16 protein-coding genes are annotated in these 19,429 nt (G+C 56.9%); 4 read left to right on the plus strand and 12 right to left on the minus strand.

All coding sequences use genetic code 11. From position 1 onward, the window contains the following. Positions 1-104 precede the first annotated feature (104 nt). Complete coding sequence (gene leuD / locus G5S47_RS05625; RefSeq protein ID WP_006681323.1) at positions 105-764, minus strand: 3-isopropylmalate dehydratase small subunit; 660 nt, start codon at positions 762-764, stop codon at positions 105-107. 24 nt (positions 765-788) lie between these two features. Next, positions 789-2,189, minus strand: coding sequence for a 3-isopropylmalate dehydratase large subunit (gene leuC / locus G5S47_RS05630; RefSeq protein ID WP_219585304.1), 1,401 nt, complete (start codon positions 2,187-2,189; stop codon positions 789-791). A gap of 161 nt (positions 2,190-2,350) precedes the next feature. Between leuC and G5S47_RS05635 the strand changes: the two genes are divergently transcribed. Next, entirely contained in the window at positions 2,351-3,085 is a 735-nt protein-coding gene (locus G5S47_RS05635; RefSeq protein ID WP_006681325.1) for an IclR family transcriptional regulator, read from the plus strand. Positions 3,086-3,171: 86 nt separating this feature from the next. Here G5S47_RS05635 and hpf read toward each other — a convergent pair whose 3' ends face one another. The 4 genes from hpf to mtrA form a co-directional block, all read right to left on the minus strand. Further along, positions 3,172-3,819 carry a ribosome hibernation-promoting factor, HPF/YfiA family gene (hpf, locus tag G5S47_RS05640; protein ID WP_006681326.1) on the minus strand — a complete coding sequence of 216 codons (648 nt, stop codon included), beginning with the start codon at positions 3,817-3,819 and terminating at the stop codon, positions 3,172-3,174. 1,057 nt (positions 3,820-4,876) lie between these two features. Next, positions 4,877-6,583 (minus strand): LpqB family beta-propeller domain-containing protein, encoded by a 1,707-nt coding sequence (locus tag G5S47_RS05645; RefSeq protein WP_219585305.1) that lies wholly within the window; start codon positions 6,581-6,583, stop codon positions 4,877-4,879. Then, positions 6,580-8,328 (minus strand): MtrAB system histidine kinase MtrB, encoded by a 1,749-nt coding sequence (mtrB, locus tag G5S47_RS05650; RefSeq protein ID WP_103631977.1) that lies wholly within the window; start codon positions 8,326-8,328, stop codon positions 6,580-6,582. The genes G5S47_RS05645 and mtrB overlap by 4 nt, the downstream gene beginning before the upstream one ends. After that, positions 8,309-8,989 carry an MtrAB system response regulator MtrA gene (gene mtrA, locus G5S47_RS05655; protein WP_219585307.1) on the minus strand — a complete coding sequence of 227 codons (681 nt, stop codon included), beginning with the start codon at positions 8,987-8,989 and terminating at the stop codon, positions 8,309-8,311. Before mtrA ends, mtrB begins: the two co-directional genes overlap by 20 nt. Positions 8,990-9,144: 155 nt before the next feature. Between mtrA and G5S47_RS05660 the strand changes: the two genes are divergently transcribed. Then, positions 9,145-10,323: a DUF7847 domain-containing protein gene (locus G5S47_RS05660; RefSeq protein WP_219585309.1), complete on the plus strand. Its 1,179-nt coding sequence runs from the start codon at positions 9,145-9,147 to the stop codon at positions 10,321-10,323. Between the two features lie 19 nt (positions 10,324-10,342). Here the strand turns inward: G5S47_RS05660 and G5S47_RS05665 are convergent, their stop codons facing one another. Beyond that, entirely contained in the window at positions 10,343-10,852 is a 510-nt protein-coding gene (locus G5S47_RS05665) for a DUF3499 domain-containing protein (RefSeq protein WP_219585311.1), read from the minus strand. A gap of 76 nt (positions 10,853-10,928) precedes the next feature. Here G5S47_RS05665 and G5S47_RS05670 point away from each other — a divergent pair, with 76 nt between their 5' ends. Further along, entirely contained in the window at positions 10,929-11,348 is a 420-nt protein-coding gene (locus tag G5S47_RS05670; protein WP_257878415.1) for a metallopeptidase family protein, read from the plus strand. Between the two features lie 97 nt (positions 11,349-11,445). On the opposite strand, the gene G5S47_RS05675 is transcribed toward G5S47_RS05670, so the two are convergent. The 3 genes from G5S47_RS05675 to G5S47_RS05685 are packed head-to-tail and all read right to left on the minus strand — an operon-like array spanning position 11,446 to position 16,408. Then, positions 11,446-12,858 (minus strand): DUF5719 family protein, encoded by a 1,413-nt coding sequence (locus tag G5S47_RS05675; protein ID WP_179369793.1) that lies wholly within the window; start codon positions 12,856-12,858, stop codon positions 11,446-11,448. Beyond that, complete coding sequence (locus G5S47_RS05680; RefSeq protein WP_219585313.1) at positions 12,855-16,097, minus strand: glycosyltransferase family 2 protein; 3,243 nt, start codon at positions 16,095-16,097, stop codon at positions 12,855-12,857. The genes G5S47_RS05675 and G5S47_RS05680 overlap by 4 nt, the downstream gene beginning before the upstream one ends. Positions 16,098-16,111: 14 nt before the next feature. Beyond that, positions 16,112-16,408, minus strand: a complete 297-nt coding sequence (locus G5S47_RS05685) for a WhiB family transcriptional regulator (RefSeq protein ID WP_103631983.1) — start codon at positions 16,406-16,408, stop codon at positions 16,112-16,114. A gap of 221 nt (positions 16,409-16,629) precedes the next feature. Here G5S47_RS05685 and G5S47_RS05690 point away from each other — a divergent pair, with 221 nt between their 5' ends. Then, a complete protein-coding gene (locus G5S47_RS05690; protein ID WP_219585315.1) occupies positions 16,630-17,394 on the plus strand; it encodes a hypothetical protein in 765 nt (254 codons plus the stop codon). Positions 17,395-17,415: 21 nt separating this feature from the next. Here G5S47_RS05690 and G5S47_RS05695 read toward each other — a convergent pair whose 3' ends face one another. Further along, positions 17,416-18,363, minus strand: coding sequence for a glycosyltransferase (locus G5S47_RS05695; protein WP_103631985.1), 948 nt, complete (start codon positions 18,361-18,363; stop codon positions 17,416-17,418). Between the two features lie 3 nt (positions 18,364-18,366). After that, the gene (gene rfbB / locus G5S47_RS05700; protein ID WP_103631986.1) at positions 18,367-19,374 is read right to left on the minus strand and encodes a dTDP-glucose 4,6-dehydratase; all 1,008 of its coding nucleotides are present in this window, start codon (positions 19,372-19,374) and stop codon (positions 18,367-18,369) included. Positions 19,375-19,429: the final 55 nt, after the last annotated feature.

Below are 19,429 nucleotides of genomic sequence, written 5' to 3' on the forward strand. Positions count from 1 at the left end.
CCGTGAGCGTCTGCAAAGGAGAGTCACGTCTCCCACAGATTCACTCACGGCACAACACACTCAGATGAAACCGAGTTTCGAAGTATTCAGTGATCCGAACTCATTCAGCGAGCGGACGGCATTCCCAGTCCAACAGGACGAGCAGGAATGACCTCTTCCTTCGGAAGATACTTCGCCGGAAGCGTCTTCGGCTTGAAAGAAGGACGGCTGGTTTCGTAGGCGTCGATTGCGTCTTCGTCGCGGAGAGTGAGAGCAATATCGTCGAGGCCCTCCATCAGGCACCAGCGCACGTAGTCATCAATCTGGAAGGACGCGGTGACCGGACCGGCGGTCACCGTCTTGTTTTCAAGCGAAACAGTGACTTCTGTGCCCGGCTCGTTTTCGAGGATCTTCCACAGGGACTCACAGTCTTCTTGAGAGATCACGCCAGCAACAAGACCCTGCTTACCCGCATTGCCTCGGAAAATATCGGCAAACTTGGCAGACAGGACGACGCGAAAACCGTAGTCCTTCAACGCCCATACCGCGTGTTCACGCGACGAACCGGTACCGAAGTCGGGGCCGGCAATCAGGACAGAGCCAGAGCGGTACGCATCCTGGTTCAAAATGAACTCGGGATCGTTACGCCAAGCAGCGAAGAGAGCGTCTTCGAAGCCGCTGCGAGTAATGCGCTTCAAGTAGACGGCGGGAATGATCTGGTCGGTATCGACGTTCGAGCGACGAAGCGGAACACCAACACCGGTATGGGTCGTGAACTTCTCCATGAGTGTTATCTCCTTCTTCGTTTCTTACAGATCAGCGGGGCTGGACAGGGTGCCTCGAACCGCAGTTGCAGCGGCAACCAGCGGGGAAACCAGGTGGGTGCGACCACCCTTACCCTGGCGACCTTCGAAGTTACGGTTCGAGGTGGATGCTGAACGCTCCCCTTCCTTCAGCTTGTCGGGGTTCATTGCCAGGCACATCGAGCAACCGGCATTACGCCATTCGGCGCCGAAGTCGGTGAAGATCTTGTCCAGTCCTTCAGCTTCAGCCTGCAGGCGCACGCGAGCAGAGCCGGGCACGACCAGCATGCGCAGGCTGTCTGCCTTCTTACGACCCTTGATGACGGCTGCCGCTGCACGCAGATCCTCGATACGACCGTTCGTGCACGAGCCGAGGAAGACGGTATCGATCGGGATTTCACGCATCGGAGTGCCCGCCTCGAGCCCCATGTATTCAAGCGCACGCTGGGCTGCCATCTTGCCAGTCTCATCGGTGAAGTCATCCGGATTCGGGACAGTGGCTGAGAGCGGCACGCCCTGGCCGGGGTTTGTGCCCCAAGTGACAAATGGTTCAATATCGGCTGCTTCGAGGATGACCTCGTTATCGAAGACGGCATCATCGTCGGATCGCAGAGTCTTCCAGTATTCGACTGCGCGTTCCCATTCTTCCCCTTCGGGAGCGTGCGGACGTCCCTTGATGTATTCGAAGGTGGTTTCGTCGGGAGCAACCATGCCGGCGCGGGCGCCCGCTTCAATCGACATGTTGCAGATCGTCATGCGGCCTTCCATCGACAGCTCGCGGATTGCTTGGCCTCGATATTCCAGAACGTAGCCCTGGCCACCGCCGGTGCCGATCTTTGCGATGACAGCGAGGATGATGTCCTTCGCAGTCGACCCTGCAGGCAGGGAACCGTTGACGGTGATTGCCATGGTCTTGAACGGAGCCAGTGGCAGGGTCTGGGTTGCCAGAACGTGTTCGACCTGGCTGGTACCGATACCGAATGCGAGTGCGCCGAATGCACCGTGCGTCGAGGTGTGCGAGTCACCGCAGACAATTGTCATACCCGGCTGAGTGATACCCAGCTGCGGGCCGACAACGTGAACGATGCCCTGGTCGGCATCACCCAGCGAGTGCAGACGAATACCGAACTCTTCAGCGTTCGAACGCAGAGTGTGAATCTGTGTACGGCTGGTCTCATCAGCGATCGGCAGGTCGATATCGAGGGTCGGGGTATTGTGATCCTCGGTGGCGATCGTCTGATCGGGACGACGAACCTTTCGCCCTGCCAAGCGCAGCCCTTCGAAAGCCTGGGGACTGGTCACTTCGTGAACAAGGTGGAGGTCAATGTAAAGAAGGTCAGGGGCGCCACCTTCGCCCTTTTTCACAATATGGTCTTGCCAGACCTTTTCGGCCATTGTGCCGGTCATGTTTCCCCCTTGCGTGCGTTCAAAATAGTCCTGAACAGCGCTTACTTACAGGCAAACGGTCACCGAGCGACTTATTCGCTTGCTGTTTCCTTGTTCATCGTCTGCCGTTTCAGCATGCGAAGAGTTGCAGTCTCATTGGTTGAGATGGCAAACTTTTGAATATGGAGGATTCAACGACTAGTGGAGTCGGAGTTCTTGACAAGGCAGCACTCGTTCTCGGCGCGCTTGAAGCCGGACCTGCTACCTTGGCTCAACTCGTCTCCGCGACAGGTTTGGCCCGACCCACCGCGCACCGTCTAGCGGTTGCCCTTGAGTACCACCGCATGGTTGCTCGCGACATGCAGGGACGTTTTGTTCTCGGTCCCCGCCTCCAAGAACTCGCTTCGTCTGCTGGCGAAGACCGTCTGCTTGCGGCGTCGATGCCCGTCCTGAAGGCTCTTCGGGATCATACGAAGGAATCCTCACAGATCTTCCGTCGCCAAGGCGACTACCGTGTCTGCGTTGCCGCATCCGAACGTGAGATGGGTCTGCGCGACTCCATCCCGGTTGGCGCAACTCTATCGATGTCCGCCGGTAGCGCAGCACAGGTTCTGCTTGCATGGGAAGAACCCGACCGCCTCCACCGTGGTCTTTACGGAGCCTCCTTCAACGCAACGACGCTCTCTCAGGTTCGTCGTCGCGGGTGGGCACAGTCTGTCGGCGAACGCGAGCCGGGAGTCGCGTCAGTTTCCGCTCCGGTACGAGGCCCCTCGGGTCGAGTCCTCGCTGCCCTGTCGATTTCCGGTCCGATTGAACGCATGGGGCGCCAGCCCGGTCGCCAGCACGGCCCGTCCGTCGTCGCAGCGGCAAACCGCCTGTCTGACTTCCTGCGTAGTGTCGAAGACGGCGAGCTCTAACCTCCTCTTCCGCCTTTAACCTCCAACGCATAAAAGTGTGAGTCCCAAGAAAACTCTTGGGGCTCACACTTTTGACTATCGAGTCGTCAGCAGTCCGTTGTCGTGTTCAGACGCAGGACACCGTAGGTCCAACCGTGTCGGTGGTAGACGACGCACGGTTGCTTCGTTTCCTTGTCAATGAACAGGAAGAACGGGTGGCCAACCATTTCCATCTGGTTGAGTGCTTCATCAACCGTCATCGGTTCGGCTTCGTGAACCTTTTGACGAACCAGGATCGGAGTATCGCCAAGCTGCTCTTCGCGCGCTTCACCAACCTTGAGGTCTTCCGCAGAGCGAAGTTTGAGCGGAGCGGCCTCTTCGATGGTATCTTCAACCGGCGCAGGTTCTTCGAGGAACTCGACCTCATCCATCTCGTGAGAGTAGCGACGACGATGATCCTTGGCGCGGTCACGCAAGCGACGGAGGCGTTCGAAGAGTTTACCGGCCGCAATATCTACAGCTGCGTAGCGGTCGCCGGATTCTGCTTCTGCTCGAATGATTGGACCCTTGCCGTAGACCGTGAGCTCAATTCGCTCGGCGGTATCTGCTTGGCGAGGATTACGTTCGTGTGTCAGTTCCACGTCGACGCGCTGAGCGCGCGGGTAGAACAGGGTAATCTTCGAGACTTTCTCTTCGACGTACTCACGGAAGTTCGGGTGGATTTCCGCGTTGCGTGCGACGACAGTGATGTCCATTTTTCCTCCATGGGAAGCTGGCGAGCTTCGTTGCTCGCGGGGTTGAATGTCCGATTGCCTCATCGCATCGGACGGTGATCGTAGCTATCACCCCCAGTCGCTGGGCAAAGACGCCATTCTTCGGGTCATCTTTGCTCTATCGGTTATACGCCTATCATACCCCTTTTGCGTGAGCTGCGTCATAGAAAGGCTAAACTCGGGCACATACGCCGACCGCGTCAACCCGTCCAACAGCGCGCGCCACCTCACGGCATGTCGCTCCTGTTGTCAACACATCATCAACAATCACTACCGCCACATTGGCGGGAATATGAAGCCGCCGGCGCATGGATCCGGCTCGATCGAGACGGCGGCCTCGTCCCCCACGACCCGCTTGAGAGCGCACGCCAAACCGCAAACGAACGGCGCCAACCACCCGCGCTGGCCGTCCACTGACCTGCGCAAGCCCTAACGCAACACCCCGAGCAAAAGCGCCGGTCACATTCTTACCGTGAAGCACTCGTTTCCAGCTCGACGGCGCAGGAATCACCCACCACGGCTCATCGCCTGGAAGCGCAGCGGCAAGACAACGCCCCACACTTGCGCCCGCGTCATATAAGAAGTCGTCGCCACGAAAGGTCGGCGAATGTTTAGAGGCGATGATGATGTTCCTCAACTCGCCGTCATACCTTCCGATAAACCCCATCGGCACGGTGGCGCCACTTCCGTCATTATCACAGGGCGCGCATGGCATTCCCGTTTCGCTCTCCCCTAAGGTGACGAGGCCGATCCGCTCTAATCGAGCGGATCGAAGCGCGATACTACGACAACGCGGACACACGACATGATCCCAGACCATACAACCCGCACATTGAGCAGGCATCAGTATTGACAGCAGGGACAAAACCGCGATGCGTAAACGCTGAAGAAACTCCATTTCTCCATCATGTGCCTCTGCTTCAAGGAGGGCGAACGGGGAATCTGCATTCTGTGGATAACCCGCCTCAATTTGCTACGGTGTTTAACAATTGTTCACTTTGACGTGAAAACGAAACTGAAAATGAATCAGATGCGCACTCTAGCCGGGGAATCGCACGTCGGCGAAAGTTGCGGGCATAGCCTGCCATAAAGCACCCGTTCGACACATGACGCTACCCGAACGGACCTTCACACACACATTCGCCGTCGTCAGACCAGCACTGACTGCTAAGGCCTGATCTGGAACCTCGGACTGGGAAACAAAGCCACCAATCGCAACTTCATCGAGTTCCATATCGTCACTATCAGCCGACGATTCAGCCGAACGAACAACCACATAGGACGACGAACCAGCCCACGAAAGATCAGCAATCTGCCCGTGAATACCGAGAATCGCCTGACCGTCTTCAAGGCCTAATGGCACACCGCTACTATCTCGCGCAACCGCGAACATCCAAGCGGTCGCGTTCGACGGCGTTCCAGACAAAACAAGAGCTCGCGCGCCATCGGGCGAAATGGCAACGCGAAGCACGCTCACAACACCTGTTTCATTCATGGGAACACGTCCAACCTGGCCGTCGGGAGTCGTTGCAATGATCGGTCCGCTTGTTGAAGCGGGCGACCAGACCCAGCCGAAGCGGTCAATCGAAGGAGCCCCGGCCTCGTTCCCCGACCCCACGTCCACCGACGAATGCGCGCCTTGAGCACCCGAGGCGGACACGACCAGCGAATTTCCTTCGCGCCATGCCACAACATCGCGGTTAATCGGTGACACCGCCGGATACGACGCGGAAGACGCAGGAGAAATCGGCAAGTCAAACGGTGTCAGAGTAGAGCCCGCCAGCGATCCAATGCGACCTGCCTGCAAAGCAATTCGCGTATCCAACGAATAGGAGGGCAACGCCGGAGTCTCGACCCCTTCAAGAGAAACCCCGGAAAGACTCAGATCCACTGTGGAAATCTGCGAATCCTGAAGGAGGGTTTCCGTCACCTCCCACGCAAGAAGCTGACGTGGGGTTCCCTCGCCAACCGTGGGGGCGCTCAGATCCACTTTCGCGATCTGATCACTGATTTCAACACCCTGAGCCGGGAACGTCGTTCCACCGGGAATCGCATTCGTGACCGCCGCTTCGATTGTTTGGCTCGGCCCAGCGATCAGACCTGAGAGCAGATGCGAGGCAAGGCGACGCGAAGGATACCAACGAGGATCCGCAACCAAGGCATCCCCGGTCCTCGCTGGGAAATAGAGGTTCGCTTGTTCATAGGCAGCGCTGAACGCCGTTTGAGAAACGATGAACGCATCTTCGGGGGAATCGATGCGCCACTGCCCGTCCTCTTGGACCAGGTTGAACGTCGACGAGATCATGGAGTCTTCGCTCCGCGTCATCACGCCTTCACTGTTCACTGACGCGACAGCGGGAACAGTCACCGTTGCTGTTAACGTTCCCGATCCCTCATCACCTTTAATTGAAATCGACGGCGACGAAGCAGTGTCATAGATCAGAGCCTCATCATCTGGTGCCCACGCCTGCTGGGAAGCAGCCGTTAAAAACAAGCGCGCAGTCGCAAAATCATCATTCGGTCCCGCAGCGCTTGCAAGAAGAAAATCAGAAATCAACGTCTGCGGATCAGAATTCTTCAAAGGCCCATCAGCAGCAAATTCAACGGGATCAACGTCAGGAACAGACACCTCAAAGGGCGCTGGATCCGATGCCAGAGGCAAAGCAATACAGCCGGCAAGGCCAAACATGAGGATTCCGGACAATAATCCGGACGCGCATCGTCGCTTGAGGGCACACCTCATCATGTGGCTTCCTCCCACAATTCAAGAGGAGTCGACACTACGGTCCCACCCGCCACCTTCGGCAGGGTCATCACGAACGAGGCTCCTTCGCCAATCTTTCCTGTCGCAACCAAAGTGCCCCCGTGAAGCGCCACGTCCTCTGCAGAAATGGACAGACCCAACCCGGTACCACCCGTTGTGCGTTTACGCGAAGAATCCGCGCGGAAGAAGCGGTCAAAAACATGGGAGGCTGTTTCCTCACTCATACCGGCGCCATGGTCACGCACTCTGACAGCAACGTCTGTTTGACTCTGAGCGACCGTAATATCAACCGGAGTTCCTTCGGCGAATTCAAGAGCATTCACGAGAAGATTGCGTAGCACGCGCTCGATACGACGCACATCAATCGGGCACGCGCACCGTTCTTCGCCCGCGTGAAGTGCGACGGGTACACCCAGTCGATATGCCAGCTCAGTATTAGCTTCAATAACCCTGGCAACAACCGTCTTCAGGTCCGTCATTTCAGCTTCAAGATCAGCTGAGCGAGCATCGTAGCGTGAGATCTCAAGCAGATCGGTAAACAGTGAATCCATTCGTTCTGTCTGATCGTGGAGAAGTTCAGCCGATCGTTTCGCCGGAGCGGGTAGGGCATCCCGGTTATCCCAGATGACTGAATCCGCCATCTTGATTGTCGTCAAAGGCGTTCGAAGTTCGTGGGACACATCGGAAACGAAGCGCTGCTGAAGCTGTGAGAGCTCGTCGTATTCTTCGATCTTTAATTGTAAGGATTCAGCCATCAGGTTGAAGGCCCCCGACAGCTGAGCCATTTCGTCACTGCCCTTCACGTCAAGACGAACGTCCAGATCACCGGTAGCAAGTTTCTTCGCCGCATCTGCCGTTTTGCGAACGGGACGAAGCAACTGAAATAGCATCCAAAACGCGCCAACTGGCAGAGCAATCATCAAGGGAGTGGCGGCGACCAAAAGGACACGCATCACCATATTCACCTGGCGCTGATCGGAGGCAAGGGAATAGACGATGTACAGTTCGTGCGTTCCTGCTCGAGGAAGACGCACCGTCGTTCCGACAAGGATTCCCGGATCCACGTGATCGCCGTTGGCTGGGATGGCAACAGACTTCCACTGAGCCTGTCCCCCGTTTTGCACGGCATCGCGCATTTCGGTGTCGATCAACGCATCAACATTCGCGTCGACGATCTGGTTGATACGGAACGTCGATGTCGAGGTCTGAGAACGCAAGAGAATAACAGAAACAGCACCCGCACCACCGGCAGATGTCCGAATGTTCTGAACAACCTGACGGGCAGCTTCCTGAACCTGATCGGGAGTTGAAGCCGTTGACTGGTCGAAAACAACCTGGGCGCTTGAAAAACGCAGGGCTGCGTCTTCGAGGATCTGAGTTCGACGCGACTCAAATGCGGTATCTTTCAACTCAGCAGACACGAGCAGTCCGAAAACAGTGATCACTCCGAGGGCTGCAACCGTGATCGCTAAAGCCGAACGAAGTGATAGCGAGGCGCGGACCGCGCGCGCAGGCCCAGAGCGATAGACGGCTGTGTAGACACGCGAGTTCGTCCACTTACGCACACGTGAACGAAGGCTCTGAACCCACTTCTTCAGCCACGGGTACTTGTGATAAGGCGTGTCAGGCGAGCTGGCAACATCGCTGGTTGAAGCCACCGCGTCATCTTGAACGAGCTCCGAGTCAGTGTCGCTTGCCACGCCACGGTCAGGCGCCTGCGCCGGCACGGTAGCCGACTCCCCTCACCGTGATAACAACTTCAGGCTTTTCCGGATCTCGTTCGATCTTCGAACGCAGACGCTGGATATGAACATTCACAAGACGCGTGTCCGCCGCATGGCGGTACCCCCATACCTGCTCAAGAAGTTCTTCTCGACTAAACACCTTCCACGGTGCTCGCGCCAGCGCGACAAGAAGATCGAATTCAAGCGGGGTCAGCGAAATTGCTTCGCCCCCACGCGTGACCTCGTGCCCAGGAACATCAATGTCAACGTCATTAATCGACAGCTTTTCGTCACCTGAGTCGTCACGCCCACGCAGACGTGCACGAATTCGAGCAACAAGCTCCTTCGGCTTAAACGGCTTTGCCACATAGTCGTCCGCACCTGCTTCAAGGCCAGCCACAACATCTGACGTATCCGTGCGAGCAGTCAGCATGACAATCGGAACATCTGACTCCAGACGAATCTGTCGGCAGACTTCAATTCCGTCGATGCCGGGCAACATGAGATCCAAGAGGATCAAATCAGGATTCGACGCGTGGAAAGCCGCGAGCGCTCCGCTTCCATCTGGGCAGGTGGCAATAGCAAATCCTTCGGCTTCTAATACGATGCCAATCATCTCTGCAAGGGCGACGTCATCGTCGACTACTAGGATTCGCGAAGTCATATAACGATCGTGTCACGATCGAACGGTTTTTGTGACTCGACTCGCCAAATGGTTCAACGTTACCCCTTTTCACTGCCCATTTTCCTTATCTTTTTATCGTCTCATGCCATACTTTTTTCATCTTCATTGATTGAAGTGACCTCCAGAGAGCCGTCATGACTGATTCAAACGACTTCCACCACCTCCACGTGGGTTCATGGGGAGAACCGGATTCTCCGAACACTCCACAGTTCCACCCACAGGACAATGCCACTGTGTGTGCCTCTCAAGATCCTTCGTCCACTCAGGGCTTCAATCAGCCTCCCATTCAGGCAATGAACTCCACGCCAATGTCGCCCGGTTCTCCCTCCCCAGTTCAGCCCGGAATTGTCCCCCTGCGCCCACTGGGCGTGGGTGATCTGTTTTCTGGAACGTTCGAGGCTCTTTCAAAGAACCCGTTCGTCTTGTTCATTCTTCCCGGAATCGTCACGATTGTTGCTGGGATCATTACGCTCGTCACGATCTATTTCGCGTTACCGAATTTCACGTCGCTTGTTGATTTTGACGGTCGCATATCGACCGATGACCTGTCGACAATCGGGATGACGATGGCGCTTCGTACTATTCCCTTCGTTCTGATTCTGCTTGGTCTAGCTGGCTTGTTCCCAGCGATCGTGGTTCCAAACGGTACGGCTGACGCGATCATCGGTAAGAAGCTATCTGCCGAAGATGCCTTCAAGCGTTTTAAGTCCAGACTGCTTGCCATGATCGGTTTAAACATTCTCTGGACATTCCTCTTCACCCTGATCGTCAGCGTTACGTTCGCCGTATTCTCGCTGGTCGCCCTAGGCGTGACAGGCTACGTCACCTACCGTAGCCACACTCAGATGATGATGGTTTTCTTGCTCTTCGGCTCAGTTGGAGCGATCACGACATTCCTTGTGTGCGTGTTCTTCCACGTTCGGTTCATTTTTGCTCAAACGGTATGCGCGGTAGAAAATCTCTCCCCATTTAAAGCGTTGAAGCGCTCGTGGAAGCTCACACAAGGCGTAGCGTTCAAGACTCTTGGACGCACCATCCTGATTGCAATGGTGATGGGCGCGATCGGAAGTATTTTCTCCGGAGTACTCTCCACATTCACTACGTTCACCATCAGTACCGACTTCACTTCATTCACCATCAGTACCGATCCGCAGATGTATCTGACCGCAATTCCGTTAGCGGCAGTAGCATCCACGATCGTGCAGATGCTTGTCATGCCTCTTTCACAGACATACATCGCGTTGATGTACGTCGACGAACGTATCCGCAAAGAAAACTTCGCGTACACGTTGATGGAGCAGATTCGTCACTGAGCCTGCTGAGCGCGTCCGTTTAGTGTGAGTGCGGAGCGTCAGAATCAGAAATAACCGTGAACTGAGCCCTGCGTTTCGCATACGGAGACTGCGGGTCAAGAGGGCTTGAAGTATCAGGATCGTGGGACGTAAACGGACCTCGTTCGCAGGCCTCGTAGGTTCGCGGTCTGGAACTACGCGATGGCGAATCCGTTGCCTGAGAGGCGGACGAACGCGGAGGAACTCCAGCCTGCGATGCTTCGGATGACGAGGTAGGCGTCTTGGCGGCCTGGCGAACCGCGTCCACAAGGGCAAGCAGATCGTCGCCCGAAGGCGGAACCGAATCAAAATGGGTGACAAGTCGGATGAGCTGCCAGTCCTGAGGCGGATTAAAGCGGTTCGCGTGGTCTTCGCACATGTCATACGCATTAGGTTGCGCATATGTTGACAGTGGGCCGAGGACAGCCGTAGCGTCCGCATAGTCATAGGTCAACGTGGCAACTGCCGGACGCGAGCATCCTGGCTTAGAACAAAGACGAGCCGAAATCACCCCCATAGCCTACGCCAGGATTACCCATTCGGGGCGTTGGCACTCTGGCTAAGGCGAAGCACGTTAATGTTGTGGGGTGCCTAGTCGAATTCATCATCCTCGTCGCGATCCTCATGGTCGTGGTGGCAGGGGTCCCGTCTTTTTCCCGGGAACACCCGCATGGCGAACCAGGCGCGAAGCCTTCGATGAAATGATCGGCGCGCACATCGTAGAGCTCACTCGACGCTGGCCCGAAGTGGCAACAATCGAATTCGCTACCGAGGATGTTCCTCCGTCAAATCCAGCTCCGTGGGAATCTCACGCTGAAGTGCTTGCGCGCATTTTCCACGCTGATCGCAGGCGAGGTCTTCGAGACAGAATTGTCATCTATCGGCTTCCGATCGTTCTTCGCGCAGGCGATCAGGACATCGTGAAGATTACACGTCAGATTCTGGTCGACAGGATCTCGCACATCTTGGCGATTCCGCCGGATGAATTAGACGAATACCTGCGCTGACAGGTTGAAGACACACTGTCAGCCGAACACGTTGTCAGCGCGTCGGCTAATATGCGTGCCTTACCTAGTTGAAAACACACTGCCAGCCGGGACGCCGTCAGGGGCCGACGTGGACCCTAGCTTGTTGCGTTGCCAACCCTCCGGTGCCGACATTCCACGTTGCATGCACAACACCATTCGGAGTTGTTGCGCTGACAACGATGGAGGCGTAAATCTGCTGATCAGATGTCACCTTGCCGTCATCTCTAGGAAGATCAACGACGGTGGATGTGCCCGCAGGAACTTGGACTTCCCGACCAGCAACGCTGACCGTAGCGTCTGAGGACGCATCCGTGAGAGGATTCACCAGTACCATCTGCGCAGTCACGTCGCTCACACCGGAGTTACTTTCCAGAGACGTTGCGCGCAGAGGCGTGGCACTCAGTTCCTTTGTTACCAGATCACTCAGGGTTGTTAGCCCTGGAATATCTGCCTTCGAGAGAGCGTTCGCAGTGGCGATACTCGACAGGATCGTCCACGTCTGATCCGTCTGCGCCCACTTTCCGCCATCCCACGATTGTTCAATGGCACTCACGACCGGCGCATCGGACGTGACCATAATGCCACTGGCGGCTGATGCGATACCCGTCAGTGGAATATCCAGAACGGTTTGGGCATCAATTTCCAGTTCTGTTCCTTCGACAACCTTTGACCCGTCCTCGCCGATCAAGGTGACCTGAATCGACGCGGGGTCTTCCCCGGGGACACCGATGCGGAGAAGAGACGCTGTTTCGCCACCAAGACCCGCGAACACTACTTGTGTCGCAGGTTTCGTCGACGCACTCCATGTGGCGCCAGCGGGGATTTCGCCATCCAATCGGGAAGTTTGAGCCCACGCGGAGATGCCCACCGAATCGGACTCAATATGCAGGGCGATTCTCTCTTCGTCGGGGTACCAGCCCGAGGGCACGACGGTGATCGTTTTCCCAGCGGGCACGGTGAGCGTGTGCGGAGCATCGTCCAGCAATCCAATCGGCCCATAGCCGGTCACGGAAACGGTTGCTGGGGTTGCGCTGGGATTGGCCAGAGCAAGAACAACGTCATTACCCGCATACGTCGAGCCCGTAAGAATCCATTGATCGCCGCTGGGAAGTGAGCAGCCCGTGGCTGACAATCCCAGTAGTTCTCCGCCACCTTGGCCAGTGATGACAACACCTGTAGGAACGCCGATTTCTTCATTTGGCGCCCCTGAGGCAGTGATCGATCGGGCCAGTTCATCACCGTCTGTGGGGGCAAGAGTCGACCAGATGTGTCCTGCAGTCGTGGTGGCAGGAGTCGACGCGAATGGGTCAATGATTCCCGGTGGACATGCAAGCGTCACCGATGACGGGGCAGCCGTGATGACGGGTGTTTCAATCGTCGTGGGTTCTTCACCGGACAGGAACGTTGTAGCGCTAGCGGCAAGCCCCAAGAGTGCAAGCGCACCAAGGGAAGCGAGCAGTGCGACCGGTTTGTTCATGCGTTCAGTCATGAGCGACGCTTCCTCCACGGCATACCGGCCAAGAACGCGAATCCTAGAGCCACCAGTGATGCGATCATCCACGGGAGTTGCCACCAGCTTTGATGCCACACGTGAAGCTCTCCGTCGGTAACCCCACTAAATGCTTGCGCCCAGCCATTGGAGGCCAGCTGCGGGGTGAGCTCGGTTCCGTTCACTGTTGCTTTCCAGCTGGAATGCGCGCGTTCTGCCAGCTGCACTGTCGCATTCGTTCCGGTGTTTTCAACCGTTCCACGCGCATCAAGCAAGCCGGAGTCGAGGCTGGCGACGGTGTTGAACGCATTCAGTGTCACCCGCGCAGGGGTACGGCCTTGCGGGCGGATACGCCACAGGTATCCCGCATCGGTTTCGCCAACGCGTTCAATGTCGGGGGCAGATGCCAGTGCTTGCACGAACTGCTGGACTTGTACAGAATCAGAGCGCACCAGAATCGAGTCGATTCCGTGCTCACCGATTGCCTGGACTGTAGAGGCGTCAGGGTAGGAAACGAGCGTGAGCACCAGCGTTTGAAGGTCTGCTGTTGCTGCGTCCGATGGTGCACCCGAGGTGGCCTCGTGGTAGGCGATCGCGCGGGTAAGCGCTGTTGAGTCGGTGAATGACGGTCCGTTTGCGCGCCACACGTTGGCATCAATGACGAAGAATGTTGCGTCTGCGTCCAGGACAAGAACGCGTCCTGCAGTTTCGGACGTTTGCGCCTGCTTGGACACTGCCGCGATCACATTCGGGTTGGCGACGACGTGGTCTGAAGTCAAGCGTTGAGTTTGCGTCAAGTCGCCGTCAGCGCCAAGCGCACGAATGTGAGTGAAAGCAGGAAGCACCCCACCGGCGACGATTCCGATTGTGCCGATGAAAGCGACCAGTTTCAGCCAGAACGGTGCTTTGGCGTCCCACGTCTTGACGTGAGAGGACGAAAGTGCAATGGCAACAAGCATGCCGACCGCGCCAAGCGAGAAGTAAGTGCCAGTCCAGATAGTTGTCGTGGTTGCTCCGCTCAGGCCTGCATCGAGTCTGGAGGCGAAGGGTGTCGACGCAAGAATCAGTGCACTGGTGAACACGATCAGTGGGACGACGCGGTTGCGACGGTGCGCGCTAAGCGTCGACGAGGTCATGACTGCGAAAGAGCATGCCACTCCCCCGATGATTAAGAATGCCGAAGGCGCGACCCAGATGCTCATTTCAAGAATCGACGAGGCCGCGCTTCCCAATCCGAGCACCGTGAACCACGAGGGCGCGGTCATGGAAGCAAAGGTTCCGCCCGAAGCGTCCAGCAAGGCTCGCCAGCCTCCGGGACTGGTCAGGGCGAAAGCGTAGAGCGGAGTGACAAGAGCGACCGAAGGAAGAAGAGCGAGCAGAGCGCGAACCCATGGCAGGCGCCGGGTTGCGGTAGCCACAATCAGTACGAAGAGCACTGCAAGAAGCCCGGAAGGAAGCGCTGCAACAAGGAAAGCCGAGGTCAACGCAAAGCGCGCTAACGCACCGGTTCGTTCTGACCTGAGCAGTTCCACGGTGCCTTGCGCTCCGGCAATTCGCAGAGGCTCTGGCGCAGTGAGAACGCGGAACCATTGGTCAACGGCAAGGGGAAGCAGGACGTGGAAGAGTGCCGGTCCGATACGCCCCTGCGAGGCGGCAAGGCTGAGGGACGGAAGGAATGCCCATGCGAGCGATCCCAGGGCACGCACTGCGATGGACTGAGTCAGACGACCGGTCAGGTGCCATGCGCTCAGGCAGGAAAGTGGCCCGGTGAGCATCGCAATGATGCCGATAACGGTAGTCGGTTCGATGCCGGCAAAAGAGAAAGGCCACGTAATAAGTGCGAAGGGAATCAACAGCGGATCGTTAGGGCCGGCCATACCATCGCCACCGGGGATCCATGAAGCCCATGCTGCGTCCCAAAGATCGCTCCACGACGAAGGGAGAGTACGCCACGCGCCACCACTCACTGACGAGGTACGTCCCCACCAGAAGGCCACGCCGAGGGCGATCGTGGCGAGCATGATGGTCGCGAAAGCTACGCGTGAGCGCGAACGATACTGAGCGCGCGATGCGGTAACCAGCGGGTCTTCGTCTTTGTCTTGACCGATTGCCTGACGTCGTCTGCGCGCACTGTCACGCACCTGTCGACCGCTTACGTACAGCTCGCGAAGAACCTTGACGGGAACGATACGACTACGTGCTGCACGGTGACGCGCTAAGAGCAGGTGCGGGGTTATCGCAATCAGAGCCAACCATGCCCGCAATTCAGGCCAGAACAGTTCACCGCGACCGCTGACTAAGCGCCCAAAAGCACGCGCGGGCGACCAGAAGGCAAGCCAGAGCGCCAAGAATGGCAAAGTGAAGACTCGCACGCCCTTTGCCCAGTTATAGAGCTGGGCAAAGCGACGCTGGCCAAAACTCATATCGCGGGGGACGCGCGCGGAAATGGAGGAAGGCTGGTTGAACAGATCGAGAACGCGGGCATCGTCACTCGCTGTTGCAGGCTGGTCGTCTAAAGACTCTTCAGTGTTTTCGCTGAGCGCCAGTAGTGTCGGAGGAATGTACGAGGTACGAAGGTGGCGAATCCTCGCTTTGGGCGCTACAACAACGCGATAGCCGGCAAGGTGCAACCGGCGGGAGAAATCGAGGCCTTCTCCGAACGGACCGAGAGCAGTGTCAAATCCTCCCACTGCGTTCCAGGCAACGGTGGAGACGAGCATTCCCGCAGTGCCGACGCCCAGGACATCAGAGGTTGAGTCGTATTGTCCTTGGTCGATTTCGCCACGGAGAATTCCGTCAGCTCGACGCGCGCTGGACGTTGCCTGAATACCGCATTCAATGATGTGGGACCCATCGGAGCACATTTGTTTTGGACCGACGGCACCGATGGTGCGTGAGCGGTCTGCATGTGCCCAGAGGGCATTCAAGCAGTCTGGTTCAGGAATGGAATCGGAGTGAAGGACCCACGCCCACGCGTAGGTGTTCAGAGCAGCGTCTTTATCGGCGAACGCCCGGTTGAGAGCCTGCGAAATGTTCTTGGCGCGGGGCGCGCTGATTCTGTGGGCCGTGGGAGCAATGCGGCCAATGAGCCCAGCAATTTCAGTGTCTGACGCTGGAGAACAATCAATAACATAGGTTGCACCAGGCTTCATTGTCTGGGCTTGAACAGCAACGAGGACGTCGCTGAGGATTTCCGTGGCCTCGTGAGCAACAACGAGAGCTACGAGAGAGGAGCTCACTGGAGAGTCATCTTTCAGATAGCGAGGCGACGCATACGACGGCGTTCGCGCTCTGACAGCCCGCCCCAAATACCGAATCGCTCGTCGTGGTCGAGAGCGTACTGCAAGCATTCTTCACGAACTTCGCAGGACTGGCAGACAGCTTTTGCTTCGCGTGTTGACCCGCCCTTTTCGGGGAAGAAGGCTTCCGGGTCGGTCTGAGCGCAGAGTGCGTGCTCTTGCCATGCAAGAGGACCGTCAATCGACGCGTAGAAGTCAGCATCGAGTGCTTCAGACCAAGAAATCGGTCCGTCACCGAGAATGTTCCACACGCGAATATCTCCTTGCAGTTTTACATCAATATAAGAATTACACGCGTGTCATCTTCATAAGTCAAGCCCGAGGGAGTAATTGAGAAATCCTTGCCTGCCAGTTGCAAGAAGTGAACTATTGTGGTTAGCCAGTATTTGTGCGCCTCAAGCAGGTTTTCGGCAGGAATCCGGCATTGTTATTCGATGAGCTTGGAGAACATCTGTCCACTACGATTCCACTTATGACCACTTTCCCGCAACTCATTTCGCTTCTGGCAACACGTCCATCCCCGCAAATGACGATCTATTCGCACGAACGCGTTGAGTTCAACGGACCGGTCATTGCCCGCTGGTTCGCGAAGGTCGCCAATCTTCTGGGAAGCGACCTTGCTCCGAACCTGTTTGATGGCCCCTTTGGCTTCGAAACTCCCTCGACCGTCTCTTCTGACTCCAACAATGAGACGCGCCAAACACTGTGCCTCGCCGTGGGCCCGTGGCAGAAGCTCACGTGGAGCGTTCCCGCGCTTGCTATGGGATTGAAGCTCTGCAGTGATTCAGCAACGCTAGGTGTTTCCGACATCCTTGTGACAGATTCGGTTGACGAGGCCTCACGCGACGCGCTGAAGCGCGGCGCGTGGGTGTTAGCCCAACCAAGCACCTACCTCACGTTTTCGTGGAATGGAGAGCCCCTGCCTGATGGAGTGCTCGATGCACTCATGGAGGTCGGCGCTCAAAGCGACGCACTCGAAGTACCCATTCCACAGCGGGCACCCACATCCGTTGAAGAAGCGTGTGGCATCACCCACCCGCTTCCACCAGACACCGCGTCTTCTGAATCGCAACGCATTGCCCTTTATCAGTTGGATCATTGCGCCCCCATCGCAGTCACGCACTGGTTAACTGGGCGCAGCCTCGTACTTATTGATCCGAAACTGTATTCCGAGCAAGAGGCACAACGAATCGCTCAGTCAGAAGGCGCATCGCTCCTTCACGACGGCGCGCACTGAACGCGACCGAACAATCGGCGACTACCACACGCCCAATACGTGTGCGAGCGCCAGCTGGAAACCTTCACGAGGCTTGCGTCGAATCTGACGCCAACGACGAGCGAACTTCAGACGACCAGAAACAGACGTGTCCTCAAGCTCGCCGATCAGTGAGCTCAGATCCGCCATCACCTGATCGTCGTATCGTGCCACCTGACGCACAGCACGCGCGACCGCCAAAAACTGACCACGATAGAAACCGCTACGCAGACGCGCAAAACGGTCGGCATACGCTCCCAATCCCCTATTCGCGCCCTGCACATTCGCTTCATGCTGACGATAATCCAGGGTCGGCGTCGCACTCACAATCCACTTGGCACCAATCGCACGCGAAATCGCATACACGTACCAATCGTGGACACCGATGGCAGAGTAGTCCAAAAGCTCTAGAGCATCACGAAGTTTTTCATGGAATTCCGGCGTAAAAACATAGGTCGACCCCGGTCCGGCAGCCTCAAAAATGTGGTCCCACCGTTGCATGGCACCCGCTTTATCAATCAGAGTCTTCTTCCCCGACTGATCGAAGCTCGTGACATTCGAGGATGTCACATCCGCATGTTCAGCTTCAAGAATCGCAATCTGTCTGGACAACTTATCCAGATGCCACACATCATCTTGATCCGTAAACGCAACATACGAACCATCCGGACGATGCGTCATGAACAGATGAAGGAAATTCCCCGTCACACCCGGCGTACCGTCGCGAGGCGGAAGAAGGCGAATACGTCGATCCTGACCAGCGCGCTGTGCAACGTGTTCAACAGTGCCGTCTGTTGACCCGTCATCAGAAACGAGCAACGTTACGTCGACTCCCCTCTGATCAAGGATTGAATCGATCTGTTCGTCAATCCACGTCCGACCGTTGTAGGTCGCCATTAAGACCGTGACGCGCGGGTTTTCACCCAACGCGCCACGTGCGTGGCTATCCACGAATCAGTGACCTTCAGCCGCGTACTTCGCTTCGACGGCTTCCTTCAGCGGCGCCCACCATGCTTCGTTATCGGTGTACCACTTGATCGTGTCGGCAAGACCCGAGCGGAAGTCCGTAAAGTGGGGCTCCCACCCAAGTTCTTCGCGGAGCTTCGTGTTATCGATCGCGTAGCGCAGGTCGTGGCCAGGGCGATCGGCGACATGATCGAAATCGTCTGCCGGGTAGCCCATCAGTTCGTTCAGGATCGTGACAACATCATGGTTGTTCGTTTCACCGTCAGCGCCGATCAGGTATGTTTCGCCGATACGACCCTTCATCAGGATGTCCCAGACCGCCGTGTTGTGGTCGCGAACATGGATCCAGTCGCGAACGTTCAGACCATCGCCGTACAGGCGCGGACGGACACCGCGCAGACGGTTCGTGACCATGCGAGGAATGAACTTCTCGATGTGCTGGTAGGGACCGTAGTTGTTCGAGCAGTTCGAAATCGTTGCTTCCACACCGAACGAACGCACCCACGCGCGAACCAGATGGTCCGAGCCGGCCTTCGATGCCGAGTAGGGCGACGAGGGGTTGTAGGGAGTGGTCGGCGTGAACTTAGCGGGATCGTCCAGTTCCAGATCGCCGTAGACCTCGTCGGTTGAAATGTGGTGGAAACGAACCTTGTGGCGTCGGACTGCTTCAAGCAGGGTGAACGTACCAACCAGGTTCGTCTGAATGAACGGCGACGGATCGTTCAGAGAGTTGTCATTGTGCGACTCGGCAGCAAAGTGCACGACAGCATCAGCTTTCGCAACGACTGAATCGACAAGATCAGCATCCGCAATGTCGCCTTCAATGACGCTCAGACGTTTCGCCATGTCCTCGGACACGTCGGTCAACGAGCCACGGTTGCCTGCGTAGGTGAACGCATCAAGAACAACAACATCCACATCCGGATGGTCTTCAAGAAGAGTGTGGACAAAGTTGGCTCCGATGAAACCAGCACCACCAGTAACGACGATTCGCACGATGAACTCCTAACGAATAAACAGTTATAGGCAATTATGCCGTACGAGGACAGTG

The sequence above is a fragment of the Schaalia turicensis genome (assembly GCF_019380255.1).
Taxonomy (GTDB): Bacteria; Actinomycetota; Actinomycetes; order Actinomycetales; family Actinomycetaceae; genus Pauljensenia; species Pauljensenia turicensis_A.

Bases quoted from the DNA above. Each gene is read 5' to 3' on its own strand.
- leuD (WP_006681323.1), bottom strand. From the start codon at position 764: ATGGAGAAGTTCACGACCCATACCGGTGTTGGTGTTCCGCTTCGTCGC.
- leuC (WP_219585304.1), bottom strand. From the start codon at position 2,189: ATGACCGGCACAATGGCCGAAAAGGTCTGGCAAGACCATATTGTGAAA.
- G5S47_RS05635 (WP_006681325.1), top strand. From the start codon at position 2,351: ATGGAGGATTCAACGACTAGTGGAGTCGGAGTTCTTGACAAGGCAGCA.
- hpf (WP_006681326.1), bottom strand. From the start codon at position 3,819: ATGGACATCACTGTCGTCGCACGCAACGCGGAAATCCACCCGAACTTC.
- G5S47_RS05645 (WP_219585305.1), bottom strand. From the start codon at position 6,583: ATGATGAGGTGTGCCCTCAAGCGACGATGCGCGTCCGGATTATTGTCC.
- mtrA (WP_219585307.1), bottom strand. From the start codon at position 8,989: ATGACTTCGCGAATCCTAGTAGTCGACGATGACGTCGCCCTTGCAGAG.
- G5S47_RS05660 (WP_219585309.1), top strand. From the start codon at position 9,145: ATGACTGATTCAAACGACTTCCACCACCTCCACGTGGGTTCATGGGGA.
- G5S47_RS05675 (WP_179369793.1), bottom strand. From the start codon at position 12,858: ATGACTGAACGCATGAACAAACCGGTCGCACTGCTCGCTTCCCTTGGT.
- G5S47_RS05690 (WP_219585315.1), top strand. From the start codon at position 16,630: ATGACCACTTTCCCGCAACTCATTTCGCTTCTGGCAACACGTCCATCC.